Consider the following 22926-nt stretch of genomic DNA (forward strand, 5'->3'; position numbering starts at 1 on the left):
AAACCTATTGCGCGGCGATGACCTCGACTTCGAGCAGCCAAGCGGTATCGAAAATGCCCGCTATCACCACCGTCATCGCAGGGGCGAGCGAGCCCAGATATTCGCTGCGGATCTCGCGGTTCTCTAGCGTATGGTGACGATCAGCGAGATAGGTGGTGACCTTGACGATGTCGGCTTTGCTCATTCCGGCGGCCTTGAGCTGGGCGTCGACATTGAGCCAGACCTGACGCGCCTGCGCCGGAAATCCGTCTGGAAGTGCATCGTCGGCCGTCGTCGGTATCTGGCCGCTGATGAACAGCAATTTCTCGAAGTTTTCGAGCTTCACCGCTTGGGCGTAGCCGCCGCGCGGCTGGGGTGCGTTCTTGGCATTGATGATGTTGCGTTTCATCCCAATCTCCTTACATCCTGAACAGGCCGAAGCGCGTGTCTTCTATTGGCGCATTGAGCGCAGCCGAAAGCGACAGCGCCAGCACATTGCGACTCTTGCGCGGATCGATGATGCCGTCGTCCCATAGCCGCGCCGAGGCGTAGAGCGGATGGCTCTGGGTCTCGAACATTTTCAGGGTCGGCTGCTTGAAGGCCGCCTCCTCCTCTTTCGTCCATGGCTTGCCGGAACGGGCTAGGGCCTCGCCGCGTACCGTCGCCAGCACGCCGGCCGCCTGTTCTCCGCCCATGACGGAGATGCGGCTGTTCGGCCAGGTCCAGAGGAAGCGTGGCGAATAGGCGCGGCCGGCCATACCGTAATTGCCGGCGCCGAAGGAACCGCCGACCAACATGGTGATTTTCGGCACATTCGTCGTCGCCACGGCCGTCACCAGCTTGGCGCCGTGCTTGGCGATGCCTTCGGTTTCGTATTTCCGGCCGACCATGAAGCCGGTGATATTCTGCAGGAAGACCAGCGGGATCTTGCGCTGCGAACAAAGCTCGACGAAATGCGCCCCCTTCAGCGCCGATTCCGAAAACAGAACGCCATTGTTGGCAATGATACCGACGGGGATGCCGTGGATATGGGCAAAGCCGCAGACCAACGTCGCGCCATAGCGCGCCTTGAATTCATCAAAGCGCGAGCCATCGACAATGCGCGCGATGACTTCGCGCACATCGTAGGGAGTGCGCAGATCGGCGGGCACTATACCGAGAATATCCTCCGGGTCGTAGAGCGGCGGCTCCGGTGTGCACAGCTCGACAATCGTCGGCTTGTGGCGATTGAGATTGGCGACGGCTTGCCGCGCCAAGGCAAGCGCATGGGCATCATCCCGTGCCAGATAGTCGGCGACGCCGGAAAGGCGCGTGTGCACATCGCCGCCGCCGAGATCCTCAGCCGACACCACCTCGCCGGTGGCAGCCTTGACCAGCGGCGGCCCGGCTAGAAAGATCGTCCCCTGCCCCTCGACGATGATAGTCTCGTCGGACATGGCCGGCACATAGGCTCCGCCGGCGGTACATGAACCCATTACCACGGCGATCTGCGGAATGCCCGCAGCCGACATATTGGCTTGATTGTAGAAGATGCGGCCGAAATGATCGCGGTCCGGAAAGACTTCGTCCTGGTTGGGGAGGTTGGCTCCACCGGAATCGACCAGATAGAGGCAGGGGAGACTGTTCTCCGCCGCGATCTCCTGCGCCCGCAAATGCTTCTTTACCGTGATCGGATAATAGGTCCCGCCCTTCACGGTGGCGTCGTTGCAAACGATCATGCATTCGCGACCGACCACGCGGCCGATCCCGGCGATCAGCCCGGCACCCGGCGCTTCATCGCCATACATGCCGTGCGCGGCCGTCGCGCCGATTTCGAGGAAAGGCGTCGCCGGATCGATCAGTCCGACCACCCGGTCACGCGGTAGCATCTTACCGCGATTGACATGCCGCTCACGCGCCTGAACGCCGCCACCTTCCGCCGCCCGCAAGGCCGCCGCCTCGGTCACCCCGATCGCCTCCAGCATCGCGGCGCGATTGTCCCTGAAACGGTCCGTATGCATTGAGATTTGTGATTTCAGGACGGTCATGCAGCATCACCAAAAATCGGGCGTGAAAATTCAAAATCAGATGGTCTCGGCAAACAGCTCCCGCCCGATCAACATGCGGCGGATTTCGGAGGTGCCGGCACCGATTTCGTAGAGCTTGGCATCGCGCAACAGCCGACCGGCTGGATAGTCGTTGGTGTAGCCATTGCCGCCGAGGGCCTGGATACATTCGAGCGCCACGGCAGTCGCTTTCTCGGCGGCGTAGAGGATACAGCCGGCAGCGTCTTTGCGATTGGTTTCGCCGCGATCGCAGGCGGCGGCGACCGCATAGACATAGGCGCGGGCGGCATTCATCGTCACATACATGTCGGCAAGTTTGCCCTGCATAAGCTGGAATTCGCCGATCGGCTGGCCGAACTGCCTGCGTTCATGTAGATAGGGCAGCACGACATCCATGCAGGCGGCCATGATGCCGAGCGGGCCGCCGGACAGGACAACGCGCTCATAGTCGAGGCCGGACATCAGCACGCGGACGCCACCATCGATCTGACCCAACACATTCTCCGCCGGCACCTGGCAATCGATAAAAACCAGCTCGGAGGTGGCGGAGCCGCGCATACCGAGCTTGTCGAGTTTCTGGCCTACCGAGAAACCCTCGAAACCCTTCTCGACCAGGAAAGCGGTGATGCCGCGCGGGCCGGCATCTGGCGCGGTCTTGGCATAGACAACCAGAACGTCGGCATCCGGGCCGTTGGTGATCCACATCTTGCTGCCGTTCAACACATAGCGGTCGCCACGCTTTTCAGCCTGAAGCTTCATCGAGACGACGTCGGAGCCTGAGCCGGGCTCGGACATGGCGAGCGCGCCGATGTGTTCGCCGGAAATCAGCTTCGGCAGGTAGCGCGCCTTCTGTTCGTCGGTGCCGTTGCGGTTGATCTGGTTGACGCAGAGATTGGAATGGGCGCCATAACTCAGGCCAACCGAGGCCGAGGCGCGGCTGATTTCCTCCATGGCGACGGCATGCGCGACATAGCCCAGGCCGGCCCCACCAAATGCTTCGTCGGCGGTGATTCCAAGCAGTCCAAGATCGCCCATCTCCCGCCATAGGCCCATCGGGAAACCGTTGTTGCGATCGAACTCGTCGGCATGCGGTGCGATACGCTGGCCGGCAAAGCGGCGTACGCTCTCGCGCAGCGCCTCGATCTCCTCGCCGAGCGCGAAGTTCAATCCCCCAGCATACATTTGCTTTCTCCTCCCGCTTTTTCCGATGGATGATCCAGAGCGGCTATGCAGCTCCTGGGTTAATACTCTCTCCTCGCCCGCCATCACGCCGCATCGGCTGGAACGTGGCGCTTTTCCTCCGGCATTTCATAGGTCTTCAGCTTCTCGGAGATCTGCGCCATGACTTTGCGAGCTGCAGCCTCTTTGATCAGCCCGAAGCCTCTAATCTCACCGAACAATGACAGTATGGTTAGGGCCGCCGTTTCATTGTCCGCGCGCAGACCGTTGAGAACGCGGTCGACAATCGCCTCGTATTCACTGATCAACCGGCGTTCGAGCCGGCGCTCCGGCAGATAGCCGAAGGGGTCAAACGGAGTGCCACGCAACCGCTTCATGGGCGCGAGCCGGCGCAGCAGCGGCAATATCCAGGGGCCGAATTCACGCTTCTTCGGCCGGCCGTTCGGGTCCTCGCCGCTCAGGATCGGCGGGGCGAGGTTGAAGGCCAGCTTGAAATCGCCTTCCATTTCGTCGCGCAAGTGGGCCTCGAAAGCAGGATCTGTCAGCAGCCGCGCTACCTCATATTCATCCTTATAGGCCAGCACACGCGCATAGGTGACGGCGACGGCAAAAGGCACCTTGTCTGAAAGCCGTTCCCTTGCCGCCGCAACGGTGGCGCGCTGGACAAAGGCGTGATAGCGATCGGCAAGCGCAGCGTTCTGATAGGCGGTCAGATGCTCCTTGCGATGGGCAATCAGCTCGTCGAGGCACATCTCTGCCAGCGTCTTTCCGGCATCCGGCTCCGTCATCATCTCGTGCACGGATTGCGGATCACTTGCCAGCAGACGGCCCCAGTGGAAGGCGGCGAGGCTAGCCTTCACTGCAACGCCGTTCAGCTCGATCGCCTTCTCGATGGCCTGCAGCGAAAGCGGCAACAAACCGCGCTGCCAGGCAAAGCCGGTCAGAAGGATATTGGTCGACATGGCGTCCCCAGTAACCGCGGTTGCCACATGGCTAAAATCGAGGAAAACGGATTTATCGGTGACGGTCTTCGCGATCGCATGCTGCACCGAGCCAATCTTAAAATCGAAGTCGCGATTGCGAACAAAGTCGGCAACCGGCATCAGGCCGGTATTGACTATGGCCGTCGTGCGGTTCGACGCGCAGAGCGTAATCGCATCCTTGGAGGCGCCGACCACTTCGTCGGCAGCGAGGAGCAGATGGGCGCCGCCATTGACGATGCGCGAAGACGTGACGTCTGCCTCACTGTAGCCGATGCGCAGATGGCTCATGACCGCGCCGCCCTTCTGCGCGAGGCCGGCCATGTCGAGGATCATCGGAACTTTGCCGTCGAGATGGGCGGCCATGCCGAGGATCGCACCGATCGTCAAAATGCCGGTGCCGCCAACGCCGGCGATAGCGATGTTCCAGGGACGATCGCCGATCAAAGGCACCTCGGGCATCGGAACCTCGGCATCCGCACGCTCGAGCGCCACGCGCTTGCGACGCTTGCCACCATGGACGGTGACGAAGGAGGGGCAGAAACCTTTGACGCAGGAGAAGTCTTTATTGCAGCTCGACTGGTTGATTTGCCGTTTGCGGCCGAACTCCGTCTCCAGCGGCTCGACGGAAATGCAGTTGGATTGCACCGAACAATCGCCACAGCCCTCGCAGACAGCCGGATTGATGAAGACGCGCTTGGCCGGGTCTTCCAATAGGCCGCGGCTTCTGCGCCGGCGCTTTTCCGCGGCACAGGTCTGGACGTAGACGATCGCCGAGCAACCCTCGGTCTCGCGTAGCGTCAGCATGACCTGATTGATATTGTCGCGATGCAGAACTTTGACGCCAGGAGCCAGGTCCGATGACGAGTAGGCCGCAGGATTTTCCGCGAGCAGATAGATCGGCGAGACACCTTCGCCGTGCAACTGGCGGGTCAAGAGCTGGGGCGTCAGATAGCCGTCGATTGGCTGGCCGCCGGTCATGGCGACAGCGTCGTTGTAAAGCAGCTTATAGGTGACATTGACCTTGGCGGCGACCGACTGACGGATGGCGAGAATGCCGGAATGGAAATAGGTGCCATCACCGAGATTTACGAACATGTGCTTCTCGTCGGTGTAGCGGGCAATTGCCGTCCATGGCACACCCTCGCCGCCCATTTGCGAGAAAGTTTCGGTGTTGCGGTCCATCCAGGTGACCATATAGTGACAGCCGATGCCGGCCATGGCGCGGCTGCCTTCGGGAACTCGAGTCGACGTGTTGTGCGGACAGCCGGAACAGAAGAACGGCGTGCGCTGCAGGGGTGCGACGTGTGTGCGGCTGATCTGGCCGCGTTCGGCGAGATAGGCAAGCTTGGCAGCAATCTGATCGTGGAGGGAAGAATCGAGGTCGAGTTTGACGATGCGCCCGGCAATGGCCCTCGCCACTGAGCCAACGGTCAGCGCCGCCGACAGGCTGAGATAGGGTTTGTCGTGTTCGTCGAACTTGCCGACTATGCGCGGGCGGACGTCGGCGCGCCAATTAAAGAGCTGCTGCTTGATCTGGTTTTCGATGATCTCACGCCGCTCCTCGACGACTAGCACCTCGTCCAGCCCTTCGGAGAAGTGCCTGACGGCCTCCGGCTCCAGCGGCCAGGGCATACGGACTTTTAGGATGCGCAGGCCGATCGCGGCCATTTCCCTGGGGCCGATTTCGAGTTCGCGCAGCGCCTGCAACACGTCCTCATAGGCCTTGCCGGAGGAAATTATGCCGAGGCGGGCATTCGGCACATCGTGAATAATCTCGTCGACGCGATTGGCGCGGGCAAAAGCGATGGCGGCGTAGGCCTTATAAGTCTGTAGCCGGTCGTCCTGGACGAGCGGCGGGTCGGGCCAGCGCAGATTGAGGCCGCCGGGCGGCAGTTCGAAATCGGTCGGCAGCACGAATTGCCGCTTCTCGCCGGAGAGATCGACGGCCGCTGTTGTCTCGATCGTGTCGGCTATGAACTTCATACCGACCCAGCAGCCGGAATAGCGCGACATGGCGATGCCGAGCAGGCCGTATTCGAGGAATTCATGGATGGAGGACGGGTAGAGAACCGGAATGACCGCCGACATGAAATCATGGTCGGTCTGATGAGGCATGGTGGAGGATTTGGCGGAATGATCGTCACCAGCGAAACAGAGGACGCCACCATGTTTCGACGTGCCGGCGGCATTACCGTGTTTCAGCACGTCACCGGAGCGGTCGACGCCTGGACCCTTGCCGTACCAGATGCCGAGCACGCCATCCTTGCGCACGCCGGGCGACAGGCCGACCTGCTGCGTGCCCCAGATGGCCGTGGCTGCAAGGTCTTCGTTGATGCCCGGCTGGAAGGTGACGTCATGTGCGTCGAGATAGGTCTTGGCTTTCAGAAGCTGCTGGTCGTAGCCGCCGAGCGGTGAACCGCGATAACCGGATATGAAGGCTGCGGTGTTTAGACCGGCAGCGCGGTCGCGCCGCATCTGCGTCATCGGCAGACGCACCAAGGTCTGCAGGCCGGTCATGAAAACGCGGCCTTCATCTGCTGTATATTTGTCGTCAAGCGATACACTGGTCGCAAGCATCTGCTCTCCTCCCGAGATCGCAGTTACCAATTGCGCATGCGCCTATTCGCCGAATGCCTCCTACCGCATCCGATGAAAACGCTCTGTCATGTTAGCATGCACCCTCGCTAATTTCCGAACGAAGGCGACGAGCAAACGGCATGATTTGCAAAGATTATGGGCGATTGGAGGACATTTTCGTGCTTGCCCGACGCACCCATCAAAACCTTTCATTGCAGATATGAACGGGGAGCCCTACCGTTCACCGAAATCCGCCCATAACCTCCATCCGACTCAATTTTTGGAGACCTGCTATGCTGACAATTTACGGCGTCTATCGCTCACGCGCCTCCCGCAACTATTGGATGGCGGAGGAGCTTGGCATACCCTTTCAATCCGTGCCGGTGATGCAGGCTAGTCGGCTCGACAATCCCATGAGCCCTGATGCGCCGCTCAACACCATGTCGCCTGAGTTCTTGGCGGTCAATCCTATGGCCATGATCCCGAGCATCAAGAACGGCGATCTTGTCATGCATGAATCGCTTGCCATCAATCTCTATCTCGCCCGCAAATACGGCGGACCGCTATCGGGGAAGACGGTGGAGGAAGAGGGTCTGCTCGGCATGTGGACCATGTGGGCGGCAACGGAGGTAGAGCCTTATTCCGTGGCCCTCGTACGCATCTACGACCGTTCACAAGAGAACACCGATGCCGGCAAAGCCGGGATCGCGGTTGCCTGCCGGTCGCTGAAGCGGCCACTCGACGTGCTGGAAAAGCACCTGGCGGGCAAGGCGTACCTTCTGGGCGATCGCTTCACCGTCGCCGACCTCAATCTCGCAGAGGTGCTGCGCTATGCGCAGACTGAACAGGCCTTGTTTGATAGCCATCCGAACGTGAAGAATTGGATCGAGCGCTGCCAGTCGCGAAGCGCCTATAAGGCGATGCAGGCAACGCGCGGCAATGAGCCGGTCTGAGCAGCATTTACCGGAAGAGCCGCATACTCTGTTCCATCTCCTCGCGGATCCAGGCTTTGAAAGCGGTGACCTTTTTTGCTTCCGGAACGCCTTCGGCGGTGATGAAATAATGGCCAAAGCCGGTTTTGGCGCGGATACCGAAGGGATCGACGAGGCATTTCTGTTGCAGCGCATAGGCCGCCAAGGTCTGCCAGGCAAGCATCACTCCCTGGCCGGCCATGGCCGCATCGAGACAGAGCGAGGCATCGTTGAAGATATGCCGCTCTTCCATGCATCTGCCGGAAAGGCCTGCCTCTCTGAGCCAGACATGCCAGGAAAACATGGCGTGTCCGTCAATCACGGCCGGCACGTCCAGCAGGTCGGCAGGTTCCTTAAGTGTCGCGGCGATTTGCGGCGTGACGACTGGAAAGATTTCCTGCGCCAATAGCAGTTCGGATTTGACGCCCGGCCAGTGCCCACTACCGACTCGGATGCCAATGTCGACATCCGATGTCGCTGGATTGACGAGTTGCGTGGTCGCGTCAATGCGCAGGCGGATGTCTGGATGGCGCTTTGCGAAACGATCCAGCCGGTGCACCAGCCAGCGGGCGGCGAGGACCGGCGCGACAGAGATAGTGAGAATATTATCGTCACGGTGCTGTGCAGTAGTCACGGCCGCGGACAGTGCCTGAAATCCCTCCCCGAGGCGCGCCAGGACCGAGATGCCCGCCTCCGTCACCACCATGCCCTTCGTCGTGCGCTCGAAAACCGGCCGCCCTAATTGCGCCTCGGCCTTGATCACTTGTTGGCTGACGGCACCCATGGTCACGCCGAGCTCATCGGCAGCCGCCTGCAATGACCCGAGCCGCCCCACGGCCTCCAAAGCCCGGAGACCGTTCAGATGAACGCTGTTGAGATTTTTCATATAGAATATCTATAGCAACATGCCGGCATTCTCAATTGAAAAGCCGCGGGATGCGCGCGATTATTGCAGCACAAAGCGGAACCGACATCATTCCCGTTGCCCGACGCGCTCCTAGGCGCATCGCTGCGGAAGAACGAGGAGGCATGTCATGTCGATACTGAAGTTTTTCTTCAGTGGCCTGGCGCACGACAACAGCGAGCCCGAGGACGATCCATTACAGCATCCATCCCTGGCGGCCATGTCGCTGGAGGAACTGGCCGACCTGCCGCTGATGCCGGAGGATTTGGGACGGAACGCGGAAAAGCAAGATATAAGATTGAAGGAATGCCTATGACGAAAGAGCGAAACATCTCACAACGCTAATCCATCCCAACCGGCTCTTCGGCTATCTCTTCCGCTTATGTATGGTTTTGGACGTTGTATCACCGGAGCGGGGTAACGCAGTATGGCAATAAGCACCGATACCGACGCAATTTCCCAGCGCCTTCAGCGCATTGCCGCGAAAGCCCGCCTGCGCGAGGTCGAGGTCAGCACCCACTATGGGACGCCAGCTCTGAAGGTCGGCGGGAAGGCTTTTGTTTCGATCAAGAATGACGAAACGATCGTGCTGGCGCTGCCGATTGATCGCAAGGAGCAGCTAATCGAGATGGCGCCGGAGATCTATTTCCAGTCGGATCACTATGTCGGCTGGCCGTCGCTGCCACTGCGCATCGCCGCTATCGGCGATGACGAACTGCAACTGCGGCTGATCGAGGCCTGGCTGTTCCGGGCGCCGAAGAAATTGCGAACTGCTTTCGATGCCAGTTGATCAAACCTGCGCGAGGGCGACGGCCCTTTGCACGGCGGGACGCTCCAACATGCGCGCATGGTGCGCGCTCACCTTTTCAAACTGGGTTCGATCGACGCCGTCGCCCGGCAACCAGCTTGCCAGCGTGAAAAGATAACCGTCGGCGACGGTATATTGCTCACCCATCACCCAAGGGCCTTCCAGCATCTTCTCCTCGATCAACGCGAAGCTCTCGCTCATGGTCTGGGGCACCTTGACCTTCATCGCTTCGATCGCCGCCGCATCGTCCGTCCAACGATAACCGCGCCCTTTATGTGCGTGGTTCACATGCACGGTCGAGGCGAGATAGCTGTTGAAGGCCTGCATACGGGCAAATTCGAAGGGATCGTCAAGCGGAGCGAGGCAGGCAGCCGGCGCGATCTGGGCTACATAGCCAAGGATCGCGACGTTTTCCGTCACGACGCCCTTGTCGGTCACCAGTGCCGGAACACGACCCTTGGGGTTGACCGCCAGATATTCCGGCGAACGCTGCTCTCCGCTTGCTAAATTGATGCGCCGCGCCTCGTAGTCAAGCCCCGACTCTTCGAGCGCTATCACGCTGGCAAGCGCACAACTACCCGGTGCGAAATACAAATTCAGCATTTCCATTTCCTCCTCGATCTTGCTCGAGGTTAATGGCGACCGAGGAAATACGGAAGTGGCTGACGCCGATATTGGCTATGAAAGCTTTTGATGGATGTCGTCTGCGCGCCGCCCCTATGAGGGGACGCGCAGACCGGGGGGCAATACTGCACGACGAGGGCCGAATAACCAGCCCACTAGGCGCAGCCTGGCACGTCCTCCAGCCTGTACCAGACTGGGATTCCCCGTTCGTTAGCGATGCGCACGTCGTTGTCGGCTCCCTTCGAGTCGCCCGGGAGCCTAAGAACGCCCTCGCACAATTGCAGCAGCCGGCCCGCCGTCGGGTGGAATATCTCTTCATAGAGATCGTCGCCGATACACGTGCCGCCGGCGGCGTGCCAAACCGGCAAAGCGACCCATTCACCGATCATGGGCAGATGGCCGGCCCTGAACAATGCATAAGCTGGCTCCTCCAGCCGCTTCAGATTCTCGGCCATCTTCCGGGGATCGTCCCCGGTTCCGGAACGATACGGTCCAGCAATCAAGATCAACATGGCACATCTCCTCTTCCTCCTGCTTCCTGCATGAAATTGCACGAATATGCGCAAAATTTCTTGATTGTCGATTCAATTCTGATAGTTTCGCGATATTTCGTGAGTTATTATGCGGAAACCGGCATGCTTACAGGCCAGCGAAAGACCCTCATCCTCGATATCCTGCGCCGCGACGGTCAGGTGATCGCCAAGGCATTGGCCGACGATCTCGGCCTATCCGAAGACACGATCCGCAGGGACCTGCGGGAGATGGCAGCGGAAAGATTGCTGAAGCGCGTGCACGGCGGCGCGTTACCGCTCGCACCAGAGCTGCCGGATTTCTCGGCGCGGCGAAGCGTGTCGCCTGATGTGAAGCGGCAACTAGGCGCTTACGCGGCAAAGATGGTTCGACCAGGACGGACGGTGTTTCTTGACGGCGGCACGACGACCGCGGAAATCGCCCGTCACCTGCCCAGGAATTTTGCCTTCAGCGTCGTGACCCATAGCCCGACGATCGCGGGCGAGTTGGAACATCATCCGACGGCCGAGGTAATCCTGATCGGCGGCAAGCTCTACAAGCACTCGATGGTGACGACGGGTGCCGTGGCGATGGGGGCAATATCGCAGGTGCGGCCGGACATCTTCTTTTTAGGCGTCACCGCCATCCACCCCGTCCACGGCCTGTCGACCGGCGATTTCGAGGAGGCGGCCATCAAGCGGCATATCGCGCAATGCTCCGCGGAGACCTATGTGATGGTGACCCAGGAGAAGCTGGATGCCGCCTCTCCCTGCAATATCCTGCCTGTCACGGCAGTCTCTGGCATAGTCGTGCCGTCAGGTATGGCGGAGGTAAGCCTCGCGCCTTATCGCAGCGCACGGGTTCCTATTTTCCGTACTGACGATTGAAGTGCAGCCAACGCCGCCTGTCGGCGAGAAAAGCGCAGATCAAGTACAAGGCGGTAGCCAGACTTCTCGCGACATCATGTAATGAGCGATGGCGCTTTGGACGGCCAATAGGAAGAACTGCCCTCAGTTCCAGATTTGTAATCGGGCCGTGCCAGTATGAAGCTAACTGGCGATGTCATGTCGACGTTACGCCGCGCGACTTCCGTGATTCGGCGTGCATCAGCCCCGGCGTCTTCCTCCGATCCAGGCAGAAGGCAAATACACAAATGTACAAGCGTGCAATCTCATTGGCCAACTTGATTGATCGGCATCAATGCTTTGAAATTCAAACAGCACGATCATTGTTTTTCGACAGCAATCTGTGATGCGGCCATGGTGCCCGCTCGGATACTGAGGGAACCAAAATGGGCTGGAACCGGCTGTATAGCTTGAAAAGCTACATCAAGTCTTCCTTGTGGCTCGTACCGTTTATCGCCTTACTTCTCTACCTCCTAGCAATTCGCATGGTCTATCTGTTTAAGCAGTGGTTGATTTGGATCGAGCCCTGGCCATGGGGCGTGGCGGGCTCGCAGAGGCTGCTGGAAACGATTATCACGATGACGCTGACGTTCGTCGTCTTTACGTTTGGGTCGCTGCTTGTCGCGATCCAGATCGCTGGTGGTCAACTGACGCCTAGGATCATCGCGACAACCTTGCTCCGCGACAACGCCATCCGATTTACTGTCGGGCTTTTCGTGTTCACGCTGCTGTTTGCAACTGGCGCGCTCGCAAGACTGGAAACCGACGCCGAGCATGCCGTCATCGGTATCGCGAGTCTTTTGGGTTTTCTGTCAATAGCCGCCTTCCTTTATTTGATCGACTACGCCGCCCGTCTCTTGCGACCGGTGAGCATTGTCTTGCTGGTTAGCGAGGATGGTCGCGCGGTCATCGAGGACGTCTACCCGACGATGGCGACAAACGAAGCTGACGCCATCACCATCGATCCGAGACCAAGCGCTCGGCCAGACAAGGTCATCCTCTACAGTGGACGGCCCGCCATCATCGTGGCAATCAATAAAAAGGCCTTGCTGTCATTGGCCGAGAAAACGCTGTCGGTCGTCGAACTGGTCCCGAGGATCGGTGATTTTGTGGCCTCTGGCGAGCCCCTCTTTCGATTGTACGGCAGTCGATTTCCCGAGGAATCCGTCCTGAAATCCATGGTCGCCTTCGGACCAGAACGGACCCTTGAACAAGACGCGACATTCGCCTTCAGGATCATCGTGGACATTGCCATCAAGGCCCTCTCAAAGGCGATAAATGATCCAACGACCGCGGTGCTCGCGATCGATCAATTGCAGCGCCTGCTTTGCTTCGTAGGTAAGCGAAACCTGACTCGAGAAACGGTCTTGAACCAATCGGGAGAACTGCGGGTTATCTGCAGGACCCCGGACTGGGAGGATTTCGTAAAGTTGACCTTCAGCGAAATTCGGCTCTATGGCGCAGAAAACTTCCAGATCGCGCGCCGCCTGCGCGCCGTGCTGGAATATGGCTTGCAGGTTCTACCCGATTTCCGCCGACCTGCTTTGGAGGAAGAACTGAAATTGTTGGATCGGCGGCTGGCACAGTTATACGACTTTCCGGAAGACTTGGCGCTTGCCCAAATGGCTGATTCACAGGGCCTGGGCGGTTCGACGCCTTCGACTCTGCGATTTTTGCCCGGCAAACCCTCAGTTTCGCCGTGATGCCAAGCCGCCCTATGAAGTCAACGTCGCGGTCGCTCTGATGTCGCCGACGTGAATGCCGTTCCAATTGCTGAGTGCCTTATTGGCCATCGCCGCCAGACCGGCATGGACGTCGCTGCCTCTTTCAAAGAAACGGGCGAGCGTGGCCGAAACCATGACTTCCGCGGCACGGCCGTTGCCGTCATCGGCTTTGACCGCAATAGCGACGCCCTGTTCGGGAACTGCGGCGCAGAAGACGCCTTCGGCGCCGGTCTTTGCGAAGATGCGGCCGGGCGCGATCTGCATCAGCTTGGTGCAGGCGCGACCAGTGCCGGCAACGTAGAAGGGTTCGGCCATGCAGGCCTCGAACAGGCGGCGCGAGGCCTTGGCGCGCGCCGGTTCCAGGCCATTGCCCGTCGCCATCTTGGCGAAACCATGTGCCAAGTTTCTGAGCGGCACGGCATAATTTGGGATGGAGCATCCGTCGGTGCCGCAATTATCGTGACCGAGCGGCGTGCCCGTCAGGCTCTGCATCGTCGCGCGGATCTGCTGCTGCAGCGGATGGTCGTAGCCGACGTAGCCCTTGGGATCGATGCCCTGATGGCAACAGGCGCAGACAAAGCCGGAGTGTTTGCCCGAACAGTTATTGTGCAGCGCCGTCGGCTTGTTGATGGTGCGCGCCTGGTGAATGAGCGTCTTCTGGTCGGAGGACCAATGTGCGCCGCATTCCAGCGTGCTGACATCGCGGCCCGCGCGGGCCAGCATGGAGGCAGCCAGTGCCACATGCGCATCTTCACCGCTGTGAGAGGAGCAAGCCAGTGCCAACTCAGTGTTGCCGAAGCCATAGGCATCCGCCGCTCCGCTTTCGACCAATGCCAAGGCTTGCATCGCCTTGCACGCCGAACGGGGAAACACGCTCCTCTCGATATCACCAAGCGACAGCACGACCTTCCCATCGCCATCAATCACAGCGACCGAACCGCGGTGACGGCTTTCTACGAGATTTCCACGGGTGATTTCGACGCAGACGGGATTGGACATAATGGGAAGCGCTCTTTGATTTGTGGGATACCTACTGATAGCCGCTGCACCGAGGAATGCCAATCGTCATATGAAGTGAAACGCGTGCAGGAATTTGTGACTTCCGTGACGAGCGGCGATCGACCCAGCGGAATTGATACTCGCGATGGATAGCCGCCGTGGTAGCCTGGAAAGCTTGCCTAAATCACTCGAATGCGATAGGCACACCGTCGTGCGCCGAGGAGGATGTGCTCTTCGCGCTCCACGTTTGCTCCAAGTGTCGCACGAAACGTCTCGAGCTCCGACCGGCAGAAACCGGCGCATACCGTTGCGGCGGCACAGATCGGGCAGTGATTTTCGACCAGCACAAGCGAGCCATCCTCTTCCCGCCAATGGTCAGCCATATATCCCTCGCGTGTGCGGATAGCCGCAAGTGCGGCGACGCGTGACGGCAGGTCGGCGGTGATATCGATCTCGCCGCGGTAGCGTTTCAACGCCTCCGCTTCACGAGCAGAAATCACCGCATCCACCGCCCCCTGTCCCAACTGGTTTACCATGGTCGTCAGAAGCGTCGCGGTTAGGTCGGCGTGACCGTCGGGGAAGCGACTATTGCCGGCCGGCGTCAGATGCCAGAGCTGGCGCGGCCTACCTCTGCCGGATGCCGCTTCCGTTACCGGCTCGACCAGGTCCTCCTCCGCCATCTTCGTCAGTTGCTGGCGCGCCGCTTCCGATGATATGCCAAGCGAACTGCCGATCGTCGATGCGAGCTGCGGACCCTCGGTTTTCAACAGGATCAGAATTCGGTTGACCGGTGATTGACGCATTTTTCCAAGTTTCCGCTTGTTTTAATTTTGAAGCTATGTGATTTTCCAATTTATAACTTGGAAAATAATTATTCGCTACGGAAAATGCCGAGGACCAACCGATGTCGAGCATCGAACAAACAGTCACGTCAAGATCCGCCTCTGTCTTCTCACTCTTTTCGCCTACGCTCCTGCCCGCAACGCTGATGCTCGGCGGCGGCGTCGTGCTCTATGCCGTCGAATCCTACATCACCGCGACAATCGCGCCGTCCATCGTTCGCGACATCGGCGGCCTGGCGCTGTTTTCCTGGATGACAACACTTTTCGTTGCGGCGGGCGTGCTGGGCTCAATCACGGTCGCGACACGGCCCAGAGGCATTGGTCTGCGCGCCGTCTACGTCGCGGCAGCACTGATATTCGGTGCCGGAAACCTGATCTGCTCCGTCGCGCCGGCGATAGAGGTTGTGCTTGCCGGTCGGGCAGTGCAAGGTTTTGGCGCCGGCATGCTTGGCGCTCTCGGCTATGCTTTCATCCGTTTCGTCTATCCACAACCGCTATGGCGGAAAGCATCGACACTTTATGCCGCCATATGGGGTGTCGCGACCGTGCTCGGTCCGACCTTGGGCGGACTGTTTTCCCAGGGCAGCTCCTGGCGCGAGGCCTTTGTCGTTCTCGTACCGCTGGCGGGCGTCATGGCCATCTCGGCACGATGGCTGCTGCCGCTCGTCGAGGATGGTCGGGCGCAACAGAAGACGCCAATCCTTCAGATTGCACTTCTGCTTGCCACGGTTTTGTTAATGAGCGTCGCCGGAACCACCGAGCATATATCGAGCAAGATCATACTCCTCGCAATTTCAATGGCTTCCATTGTCGTCATGCTTTCTGTCGAACGAAAAAGCGCGAACCGGCTTCTGCCGCAGGGCGCGGTCATGATCGGTAGGCCGATATCCCGGCTCTATCTGATAATGTTCACGCTGATGATGGTGCTGACCAGCGATATCTACATTCCCTATTTCCTGCAGACCCTACATGGCGTGGCACCTTTGGTTTCAGGCTATCTGGTCGCTTTGGTCGCGCTCGGTTGGACCCTCGCCGCCTTTCTCAGCGCATCGTTTTCGGGAAAGCGGGCCAGTGTCGCAATCATCGTCGGCTGCATACTTGAAACTGCTGCCACGGCCTCGCTCATTCTTTTTCTGGCGAGGGACAATCCGTCCGGCGATCCTTTTCTGGTCGGCCCGGCTGTCCTCGCCATGTTCTTGATGGGCTTCGGCGTCGGCCTTGGCTGGGCTCATCTGGTCACCAAAGTCATCGGCCTCGTCGGCAATTTCGAGCAGGACAAGGCATCGGCGGCCATTTCGACGGTTCAGTCGCTGGGCGGCGCGTTCGGTTCTTCCCTCGCCGGCGTCATAGTCAACGGCGCTGGTCTTGCCGACCCCGGCGGCATCCCGGGCAGCATGTCGGCGGCCACATGGCTCTATGGATTAATGGCCATGCCCGGCCTCGTCGCCGTCGTGATGTCGTCGACCCTCAAGCCAACTTCAGCATGATCTTGCCGATGTGATTGCTGGTCTCCATTAGCTTGTGCGCCTCGATGACATCTTCGAAGGCAAAGGTTCGGAAAATGACGGGCGCGACGGTGCCTTCGTCGAGCAGCGGCCAGACCTGGGAGAGGAGATCATCGCGGATGGCGCGTTTTTCTTCTGCGGTGCGCGGGCGCATAGTCGAGCCAGTGACTGTCAGACGCTTGACCATGATCGGCTGCAGATTGGCCTTTTCAGCCACCGCACCGCCAAGGAAAGCGATGATCGACAGGCAACCGTCCTTGGCAAGCGAGGCCAGGTTCTTCTCGAAATAGGCGGCGCCGATCATGTCGAGGACGGCATCGACCCCCTGGCCGGTTTCCGCCCTGATGACGTCGGCAAAGTCTTCTTCTTTATAATTGATCGCCCGTTTCGCGCCGAGCTTCTCGCAGGCATCGCATTTGTCCCTTGAGCCAGCTGTGGCGTAAACCGTAGCGCCGAAGGCTTTGGCAAGCTGGATCGCGGTCGTCCCGATACCGCTGGAACCACCGTGGATCAGCACGCTCTCGCCTTCGGTAAGGCCGGCCATCTGGAAGAGATTAGCCCAGACGGTGAAAAACGTCTCGGGCAGTGCGGCCGCGCGAACGGCGTCATAACCATTTGGAAACCGCAGCGCCTGGCCAGCCGGGAGAACGCAATATTCGGCATAGGCGCCGCCATTGGCGAGGCCGCAGACTTTGTTGCCGATTGCGAATTCTGTGACACCGCGCCCGACATCGACGATTTCGCCGGCGATCTCCAGACCGAGGACGGGGTTTGCATCCTTCGGCGGAGGATAAATGCCCTGGCGCTGAGCCACATCCGGCCGGTTGACGCCGGCCGCTTCGACACGAACGAGAATTTCGCCGTCTTTCAATACCGGCAGAGGCTTGCGGGCAATCGTCATGACCTCGGGCGCGCCGAAGGAAGGCAAATCCACAAAACGCATTTCAGACGGCAAGGCCATGGCTCATTTCTCCTCTCCCGGCAAAGCAGTTGAGATAGTTTAGCGCATGCCGCTTGAAAAGAAGCGGGAGTGGGAGGGCGTCAATTCGTCTCGCCCAAGCTCAGGAATGCAACGCCGATTTCGTTTTCCTTCGCCTTCGTCTTGATCCCGGCGATCGACGTGCTGACGCGATTGATATCGTCGATCACCAGCCCTTCGGGCAGCTCGAGAATGCCGATGGAACAACGCATCAGCGGAAACAGCGCCTCCGCGCCGCTGCGGTCGTGCCCGCGCATGCGGCCGGCGGCGCGATCTTCCGCCGAATAGAATTCCAACACATCGGCGTGGAAATCGGCAAGCAGCCTATCTAGAACCTCGCGCAGTTCCTCAACCTTCCAGCCGCTCACGCCGATGAAGAAATCATCCCCGCCGACATGGCCGAGAAAATGGCGTTCTGCGAAGAAGTATCGCCGCATCAGTGCCGCAAACAACGAGATGGCATGGTCACCGAGATGGAAGCCGTAGGCATCGTTGAACGGTTTGAAATTGTCGAAATCGCAATAGCAAAAATGCCTGACCTCGTCGCCGTCTCGGCCTGCATTCTGCATGAAATCATGAATGGCGCGATTGCCGAGCAAGCCGGTCAGCGGGTTCTGGTCCTGAGCGATCTTCAGTTGCTTCTCGTTGATAACCTTGATCAGCGAGGCGGCCGAGACGATGCCCGCATAATGCGTGCCCTCGGTGACAATCAGGCAGTTGCTGCTTTCCATATTGGCGAAGATTGTCATCAGCGTATCGGCATCGGAATCCAAACCGACGATCGGCGCCATTTCGACGAAATGCGAGATCGAACGCTCATAGACTTTGTTTTTTAGGAGGTCGCGGCCGAAGGGCTGATAGATGTATTCCTTGAGCTGGTACTCGTGAATGATGCCGCGCGGTTCGCCGTTGGCGTTGACAACGGGGAAATAGGCGCGGCGCGGATTGCGGCGGAAGAGTTCGAAGACGCTGTCGATGCTGTCGTTCTCACGGATCGTCGGCAGCACTTCGATCTGTTTGCGGATGAGAATTTCGTCCAGCGATTGACTATTTCGCGCTATTTTGCCGAGATCCTGCAAATGCGGGAAGCTGGGCTTCAATTCGTTGGTGAATGTCGTCGGGCGAGCGATAAACCAGCCCTGGACAAGATCGACGCCGAATTCGCGACAGATCAGGAACTCTTCCTCGGTTTCAATGCCTTCGGCGATGACGCGGGTACCGAGGACGTGGGCGATGTTGACGAGGTTTCTCAAAATGTGGCGCTTGCGAGCGCTGCGATCGACGTTGGAGACGAAATACCGGTCGATCTTGAGATAATCGACGGGATAGTCCGACAACAGCTTCATCTCGCCATGGCCGACACCGAAATCGTCGATCGCGAGTTTGAAACCGGCGTCCCGCATCTTGGTGACCAGACCGCAAAATTCGGGCACGCTTGTATTGTCGAAACGTTCTGAAAATTCGAAGCACACGGAGGACGGTGCGATGCCAGCCTTCTTCATATGCTGCAACAAACCGCCGACCAGCATTTCGCCCTGCGGGATCAGGCGGACATCGAGATTGAGGAACAGGGTCGCGGTACCGGCATTGCCAAGGGTCGCAAACTTGGCCAGCGCCCGGCTTGTCATCATCTGTTCCAGCCCGAGGAGTTGGCCCGTCCGCTCAGCCTCATCGAGGATCTGCATCGGACTGTCGAAACCGATACGCTCTTGCCCGCGCATCAGGGATTCATAGCCGAAAACCGCACCTGTGCCGGCCTCGACAATTGGCTGGAAGGCATTTTCGATAACAAGTTTGGCAAGCGTAACAATCTGGTCGCTGGCATACCGGCGCAACACGCCTGGCTCGACGGCGGCAGTCAGGGACATGCCAATCTCCACTCAAGAATCTTGATCTAAGTTTTTAATAAGACTTTGGATTTATCGCGTTTTCGGCCCAAGATGCGCCCCAACCGTCAACGAAACCTTTCCCGCATGTGAAAGTTTCATGAATGGTAAAGGAGCATTAACCATAGGGAAATCGCTTAAATCCAACGCTCTGCGACCATGGCCTCGCGGCGCACATGCTGTTCGTCGCTCAGTTATGCCGGCGTCTTTCCGCCTCGTAATCGGCAAACATGTCAGCAACGCAGCGGCTACTCTTTGCCATATCATCAGGATTATTGTCGGGCTCATTGGCCGCACGGGGCACATCGCAAATATCACCGCGCTTGCGTGCGGCATCCCACATGCGCAAGGCCTCGCGAACGACTTCGCTGCTCGAAGCATAAGTGCCAGTGTCCACGGCCGCGCGGATGCCGGCAGCTTGAAGCGGAGAGATCGAAACCGTTACCATCGGCATGATATTCCTCCCTTTTTAGTTCTTAAACACAGCCCTTTGCCGGAGATATATTCCAAAGCAGATACCGGAGCCTGCAAGACGCTATCGGTCGACACGTCCGCCCTGGATAGTGGCGCCTACCGCAACGTCAGCCGGCGCCGCTCCCCTCCCCTATAGCAGCGCGGCAAGAGTAGCGCTGCTCACACCTCTTGTCAAAAAGTAGTAGTCCGTCACTCCTCGTGGCCGCTCTACCGCTTAAGAGCGAAGCCGAAGGCCATCAGTGTCCAGCCCTGGAAAATCAGGTCGATCGCGAGAAATAGGCCAAGCACCCAAAGACTGTTGACTGGCCAGCCGAGAGCGATGGCAACGCCAGCGAGCGCGGTAACCACGCCGCCGACGACAACCCATATCCAACCCCGCTCCGGCTTCAGCTTGCGGCCAACCCAGACACGAAACGTGCCGGCAATAAGTAATGCGATGGCAAGAAATAGCGTCAGCGCTGCCGAAGCGAGCAAGGGATTGGCGAAAGCAAGAATACCGGCGATCGTATAGATCAGGCCGCTGAGCACCCAGAAGAGAATATGCTCCCATCCCCGGACCTGAAACGCATGTGCCAGGTGGATGACGCCACCGATGAGCATCAGCATGCCGATGTAATAAACCGATGCGACTGTGGCTATGAAAAGATTGCCGAGCGCGATCCCGCCGCAAATGAGCAGAAACACGCCAAGCGCAACAAACCATCCCCATTTGTCCCGCATGGCGGATGGCGGAATTTCGTCCAGTACATTGACCATGACTGCACCTCCTCGTTTGGCGAAATATGATACAGGAACATATCCCGGAAAGAGGCAGGAGATTTCTGATGTTAATCAATCCGGCATAATGATTTTTTTGTTGATTGATCAGTCAATCAAAAATACAATGCGGTAAATGTTGGGGTGACCTGTGCCAAAAGTTGGAATGGAACCGGTGCGCCGCAAGGCGCTTGTGGATGCCGCGATGCGCGTGATCGGCGATCACGGCTCGCTGACCGTCACCATGTCCGAAATCGCCAAGCAGGCAGGCGTTTCTCCTGCCCTCGCCCACCACTACTTCGGCAGTAAGGAACAGTTGCTGATCGAGACTGTCCGAACTCACCTACAGCGACTGCGCGACAACACGGTGACGGCGTTGAGGGCCGCAAAGACGCCGCGGGGAAAACTATCCGCCGTTATCCGCGTTAGTTTCCAGGCCGATCAATTCGCGCCGGAGACGATTGCCGCCTGGCTCGCCTTCTATGCCGAGGCGCAGCGCTCAGAGGAGACGCGCCGCTTCCTCGTCATCTATGCGAGGCGGCTGCGCTCCAATCTACTTGCCAACCTCAAGGCGCTGTGTCCGCGCGAAGACGCAGAACGTATCGCCGAGGGCGCCGCCGCGATGATCGACGGTCTTTATATCCGTCAAAGTCTGAGATCGGCGCCGATCAGCATCGAAGCTTCGATCGCGCTCACCGAGGACTACATCAACACGCTGCTTGCGCTGCTTTCCCGAAAGGCCGCCTTTCAAAAGGATATATAAAATGACCCTCAAAGCCCAGCCGAAAGCCTCGCATTTCATCGACGGGGAATATGTCGAGGATACTGACGGTACCGTCATCGAAAGCATCTATCCGGCGACAGGCGAGGTGATCGCACGGCTGCATGCCGCAACCCCTGCCATTGTCGATAAGGCAATCGCCAGCGCCAAGCAGGCACAGCCGGAATGGGCAGCGATGAGCCCCACGGCACGCGGCCGCATCCTGAGGCGTGCCGCCGAGATCATGCGCGAGCGTAATCGCGAGCTTTCCGAGCTGGAAACCCTCGACACCGGCAAGCCGATCCAGGAGACGATTGTCGCAGACCCGACCTCGGGCGCCGATAGCTTCGAGTTCTTCGGCGGGGCGGCCGCAGCCGGCCTCAACGGTTCGTACATCCCGCTCGGCGGCGATTTTGCCTATACAAAGCGCGTGCCGCTCGGCGTCTGCGTCGGCATCGGCGCCTGGAATTATCCGCAGCAGATCGCATGCTGGAAGGGCGCGCCAGCGCTGGTGGCCGGCAATGCGATGATCTTCAAGCCTTCCGAAAACACCCCGCTCGGCGCGCTGAAGATCGCCGAGATCCTGATCGAGGCCGGTCTGCCGAAGGGGCTTTACAACGTCATCCAGGGGGACCGGGAAACCGGGCCGCTGCTGATCAACCATCCCGATGTCGCTAAGGTCTCGCTCACCGGCTCGGTTCCGACCGGCCGCAAGGTCGCCGCAACCGCCGCGGGAAGCCTGAAGCACGTCACCATGGAGCTCGGTGGCAAGTCGCCGCTGATCGTATTTGACGACGCCGATCTCGACAGCGCCATCGGCGGCGCCATGCTCGGCAATTTCTATTCGACCGGCCAGGTCTGTTCGAACGGCACGCGCGTTTTCGTCAACAAAAAGATCAAGACCGAATTTCTGAAGCGCCTCAAGATGCGCACGGAGGCTATGCTGATCGGCGACCCCATGGACGAGACCACCCAGATCGGCCCGATGGTCTCCTGGGCGCAGCGGGAGAAGGTGCTCTCCTACATCGAGAAGGGCAAGGCGGAAGGCGCGAGGCTTGTTACCGGCGGCGGCATTCCGAACAATATCGCCGGTGAAGGCTATTACATACAGCCGACCGTTTTTGCGGACGTCACCGACGATATGACCATCGCCCGCGAAGAAATCTTCGGCCCAGTCATGTGTGTGCTGGATTTCGATAACGAGGTGGAGGTGGTCGCTCGCGCCAACGCCACCGAATTCGGCCTTTCCGGCGGCGTTTTCACCGCCGACCTCACCCGCGCGCACCGCGTCGTCGATCAACTCGAAGCCGGAACGTTGTGGATCAACACCTACAATCTCTGCCCGGTCGAAATCCCCTTCGGCGGCTCCAAGCAATCGGGCTTCGGCCGCGAGAATTCGCTGGCTGCGTTGGAGCACTATTCCGAGCTGAAGACGGTCTATGTCGGCATGGGGCCGGTGCAGGCACCTTATTGAATTACCTCCCCCTCAAGGGGGCAATACCGCTTCGATTTACGC

Annotated in this window: 21 protein-coding genes; 8 read left to right on the plus strand and 13 right to left on the minus strand. The window is 59.2% G+C overall.

Translation table 11 applies throughout. The annotated features are described in order from the left end of the window. Window positions 1-4: 4 nt before the first annotated feature. The 4 genes from PY650_RS18970 to PY650_RS18985 form a co-directional block, all read right to left on the minus strand. Complete coding sequence (locus tag PY650_RS18970; RefSeq protein ID WP_285881046.1) at window positions 5-388, minus strand: RidA family protein; 384 nt, start codon at window positions 386-388, stop codon at window positions 5-7. A 10-nt stretch (window positions 389-398) separates the two neighbouring features. After that, window positions 399-2006, minus strand: a complete 1608-nt coding sequence (locus PY650_RS18975; protein WP_285881047.1) for a carboxyl transferase domain-containing protein — start codon at window positions 2004-2006, stop codon at window positions 399-401. Window positions 2007-2042: 36 nt separating this feature from the next. Beyond that, entirely contained in the window at window positions 2043-3206 is a 1164-nt protein-coding gene (locus PY650_RS18980; RefSeq protein ID WP_285881048.1) for an isovaleryl-CoA dehydrogenase, read from the minus strand. 83 nt (window positions 3207-3289) lie between these two features. Next, complete coding sequence (locus PY650_RS18985) at window positions 3290-6781, minus strand: indolepyruvate ferredoxin oxidoreductase family protein (RefSeq protein ID WP_285881094.1); 3492 nt, start codon at window positions 6779-6781, stop codon at window positions 3290-3292. A 275-nt stretch (window positions 6782-7056) separates the two neighbouring features. Between PY650_RS18985 and PY650_RS18990 the strand changes: the two genes are divergently transcribed. After that, entirely contained in the window at window positions 7057-7716 is a 660-nt protein-coding gene (locus PY650_RS18990) for a glutathione S-transferase family protein (protein ID WP_285881049.1), read from the plus strand. A 7-nt stretch (window positions 7717-7723) separates the two neighbouring features. Here PY650_RS18990 and PY650_RS18995 read toward each other — a convergent pair whose 3' ends face one another. Continuing rightward, window positions 7724-8620: a LysR substrate-binding domain-containing protein gene (locus tag PY650_RS18995; RefSeq protein ID WP_285881051.1), complete on the minus strand. Its 897-nt coding sequence runs from the start codon at window positions 8618-8620 to the stop codon at window positions 7724-7726. A 148-nt stretch (window positions 8621-8768) separates the two neighbouring features. Here PY650_RS18995 and PY650_RS19000 point away from each other — a divergent pair, with 148 nt between their 5' ends. After that, complete coding sequence (locus PY650_RS19000) at window positions 8769-8954, plus strand: hypothetical protein (protein ID WP_285881053.1); 186 nt, start codon at window positions 8769-8771, stop codon at window positions 8952-8954. Window positions 8955-9065: 111 nt separating this feature from the next. Further along, a complete protein-coding gene (locus PY650_RS19005) occupies window positions 9066-9428 on the plus strand; it encodes an MmcQ/YjbR family DNA-binding protein (protein ID WP_432761548.1) in 363 nt (120 codons plus the stop codon). On the opposite strand, the gene PY650_RS19010 is transcribed toward PY650_RS19005, so the two are convergent. Then, a complete protein-coding gene (locus PY650_RS19010) occupies window positions 9429-10049 on the minus strand; it encodes a glutathione S-transferase family protein (protein ID WP_285881054.1) in 621 nt (206 codons plus the stop codon). Window positions 10050-10225: 176 nt separating this feature from the next. Next, a complete protein-coding gene (locus tag PY650_RS19015) occupies window positions 10226-10582 on the minus strand; it encodes a DUF4406 domain-containing protein (protein ID WP_285881056.1) in 357 nt (118 codons plus the stop codon). Window positions 10583-10705: 123 nt separating this feature from the next. Between PY650_RS19015 and PY650_RS19020 the strand changes: the two genes are divergently transcribed. Both PY650_RS19020 and PY650_RS19025 read left to right on the plus strand, forming a co-directional pair. Further along, the gene (locus tag PY650_RS19020) at window positions 10706-11467 is read left to right on the plus strand and encodes a DeoR/GlpR family DNA-binding transcription regulator (protein WP_285881058.1); all 762 of its coding nucleotides are present in this window, start codon (window positions 10706-10708) and stop codon (window positions 11465-11467) included. Window positions 11468-11871: 404 nt separating this feature from the next. Beyond that, window positions 11872-13188 carry a DUF2254 domain-containing protein gene (locus PY650_RS19025; RefSeq protein WP_285881059.1) on the plus strand — a complete coding sequence of 439 codons (1317 nt, stop codon included), beginning with the start codon at window positions 11872-11874 and terminating at the stop codon, window positions 13186-13188. A 12-nt stretch (window positions 13189-13200) separates the two neighbouring features. Here PY650_RS19025 and PY650_RS19030 read toward each other — a convergent pair whose 3' ends face one another. Continuing rightward, a complete protein-coding gene (locus PY650_RS19030; RefSeq protein WP_285881060.1) occupies window positions 13201-14208 on the minus strand; it encodes an asparaginase in 1008 nt (335 codons plus the stop codon). Between the two features lie 179 nt (window positions 14209-14387). Beyond that, window positions 14388-15011, minus strand: coding sequence for a helix-turn-helix transcriptional regulator (locus PY650_RS19035; protein WP_285881061.1), 624 nt, complete (start codon window positions 15009-15011; stop codon window positions 14388-14390). 101 nt (window positions 15012-15112) lie between these two features. Here PY650_RS19035 and PY650_RS19040 point away from each other — a divergent pair, with 101 nt between their 5' ends. Next, a complete protein-coding gene (locus PY650_RS19040; RefSeq protein WP_285881062.1) occupies window positions 15113-16537 on the plus strand; it encodes an MFS transporter in 1425 nt (474 codons plus the stop codon). Here PY650_RS19040 and PY650_RS19045 read toward each other — a convergent pair. The 4 genes from PY650_RS19045 to PY650_RS19060 form a co-directional block, all read right to left on the minus strand. Beyond that, window positions 16518-17516 carry an NAD(P)H-quinone oxidoreductase gene (locus PY650_RS19045; protein WP_285881063.1) on the minus strand — a complete coding sequence of 333 codons (999 nt, stop codon included), beginning with the start codon at window positions 17514-17516 and terminating at the stop codon, window positions 16518-16520. The genes PY650_RS19040 and PY650_RS19045 overlap by 20 nt on opposite strands. 80 nt (window positions 17517-17596) lie before the next feature. After that, the gene (locus tag PY650_RS19050; protein ID WP_285881065.1) at window positions 17597-19402 is read right to left on the minus strand and encodes a GGDEF domain-containing protein; all 1806 of its coding nucleotides are present in this window, start codon (window positions 19400-19402) and stop codon (window positions 17597-17599) included. Window positions 19403-19610: 208 nt separating this feature from the next. Continuing rightward, window positions 19611-19874, minus strand: a complete 264-nt coding sequence (locus PY650_RS19055; protein ID WP_285881066.1) for a ribbon-helix-helix domain-containing protein — start codon at window positions 19872-19874, stop codon at window positions 19611-19613. Window positions 19875-20101: 227 nt separating this feature from the next. Further along, window positions 20102-20650, minus strand: a complete 549-nt coding sequence (locus PY650_RS19060; RefSeq protein ID WP_285881067.1) for an HdeD family acid-resistance protein — start codon at window positions 20648-20650, stop codon at window positions 20102-20104. 151 nt (window positions 20651-20801) lie between these two features. Here PY650_RS19060 and betI point away from each other — a divergent pair, with 151 nt between their 5' ends. Further along, complete coding sequence (gene betI / locus PY650_RS19065; RefSeq protein ID WP_285881069.1) at window positions 20802-21413, plus strand: transcriptional regulator BetI; 612 nt, start codon at window positions 20802-20804, stop codon at window positions 21411-21413. A gap of 1 nt (window position 21414) precedes the next feature. Continuing rightward, on the plus strand, window positions 21415-22884 hold the full coding sequence (betB, locus tag PY650_RS19070) for a betaine-aldehyde dehydrogenase (RefSeq protein ID WP_285881070.1): 1470 nt from the start codon (window positions 21415-21417) through the stop codon (window positions 22882-22884). Window positions 22885-22926 lie beyond the last annotated feature (42 nt).

It is taken from the genome of Martinezella calliandrae (assembly GCF_030272695.1).
Lineage (GTDB): Bacteria > Pseudomonadota > Alphaproteobacteria > Rhizobiales > Rhizobiaceae > Rhizobium > Rhizobium calliandrae.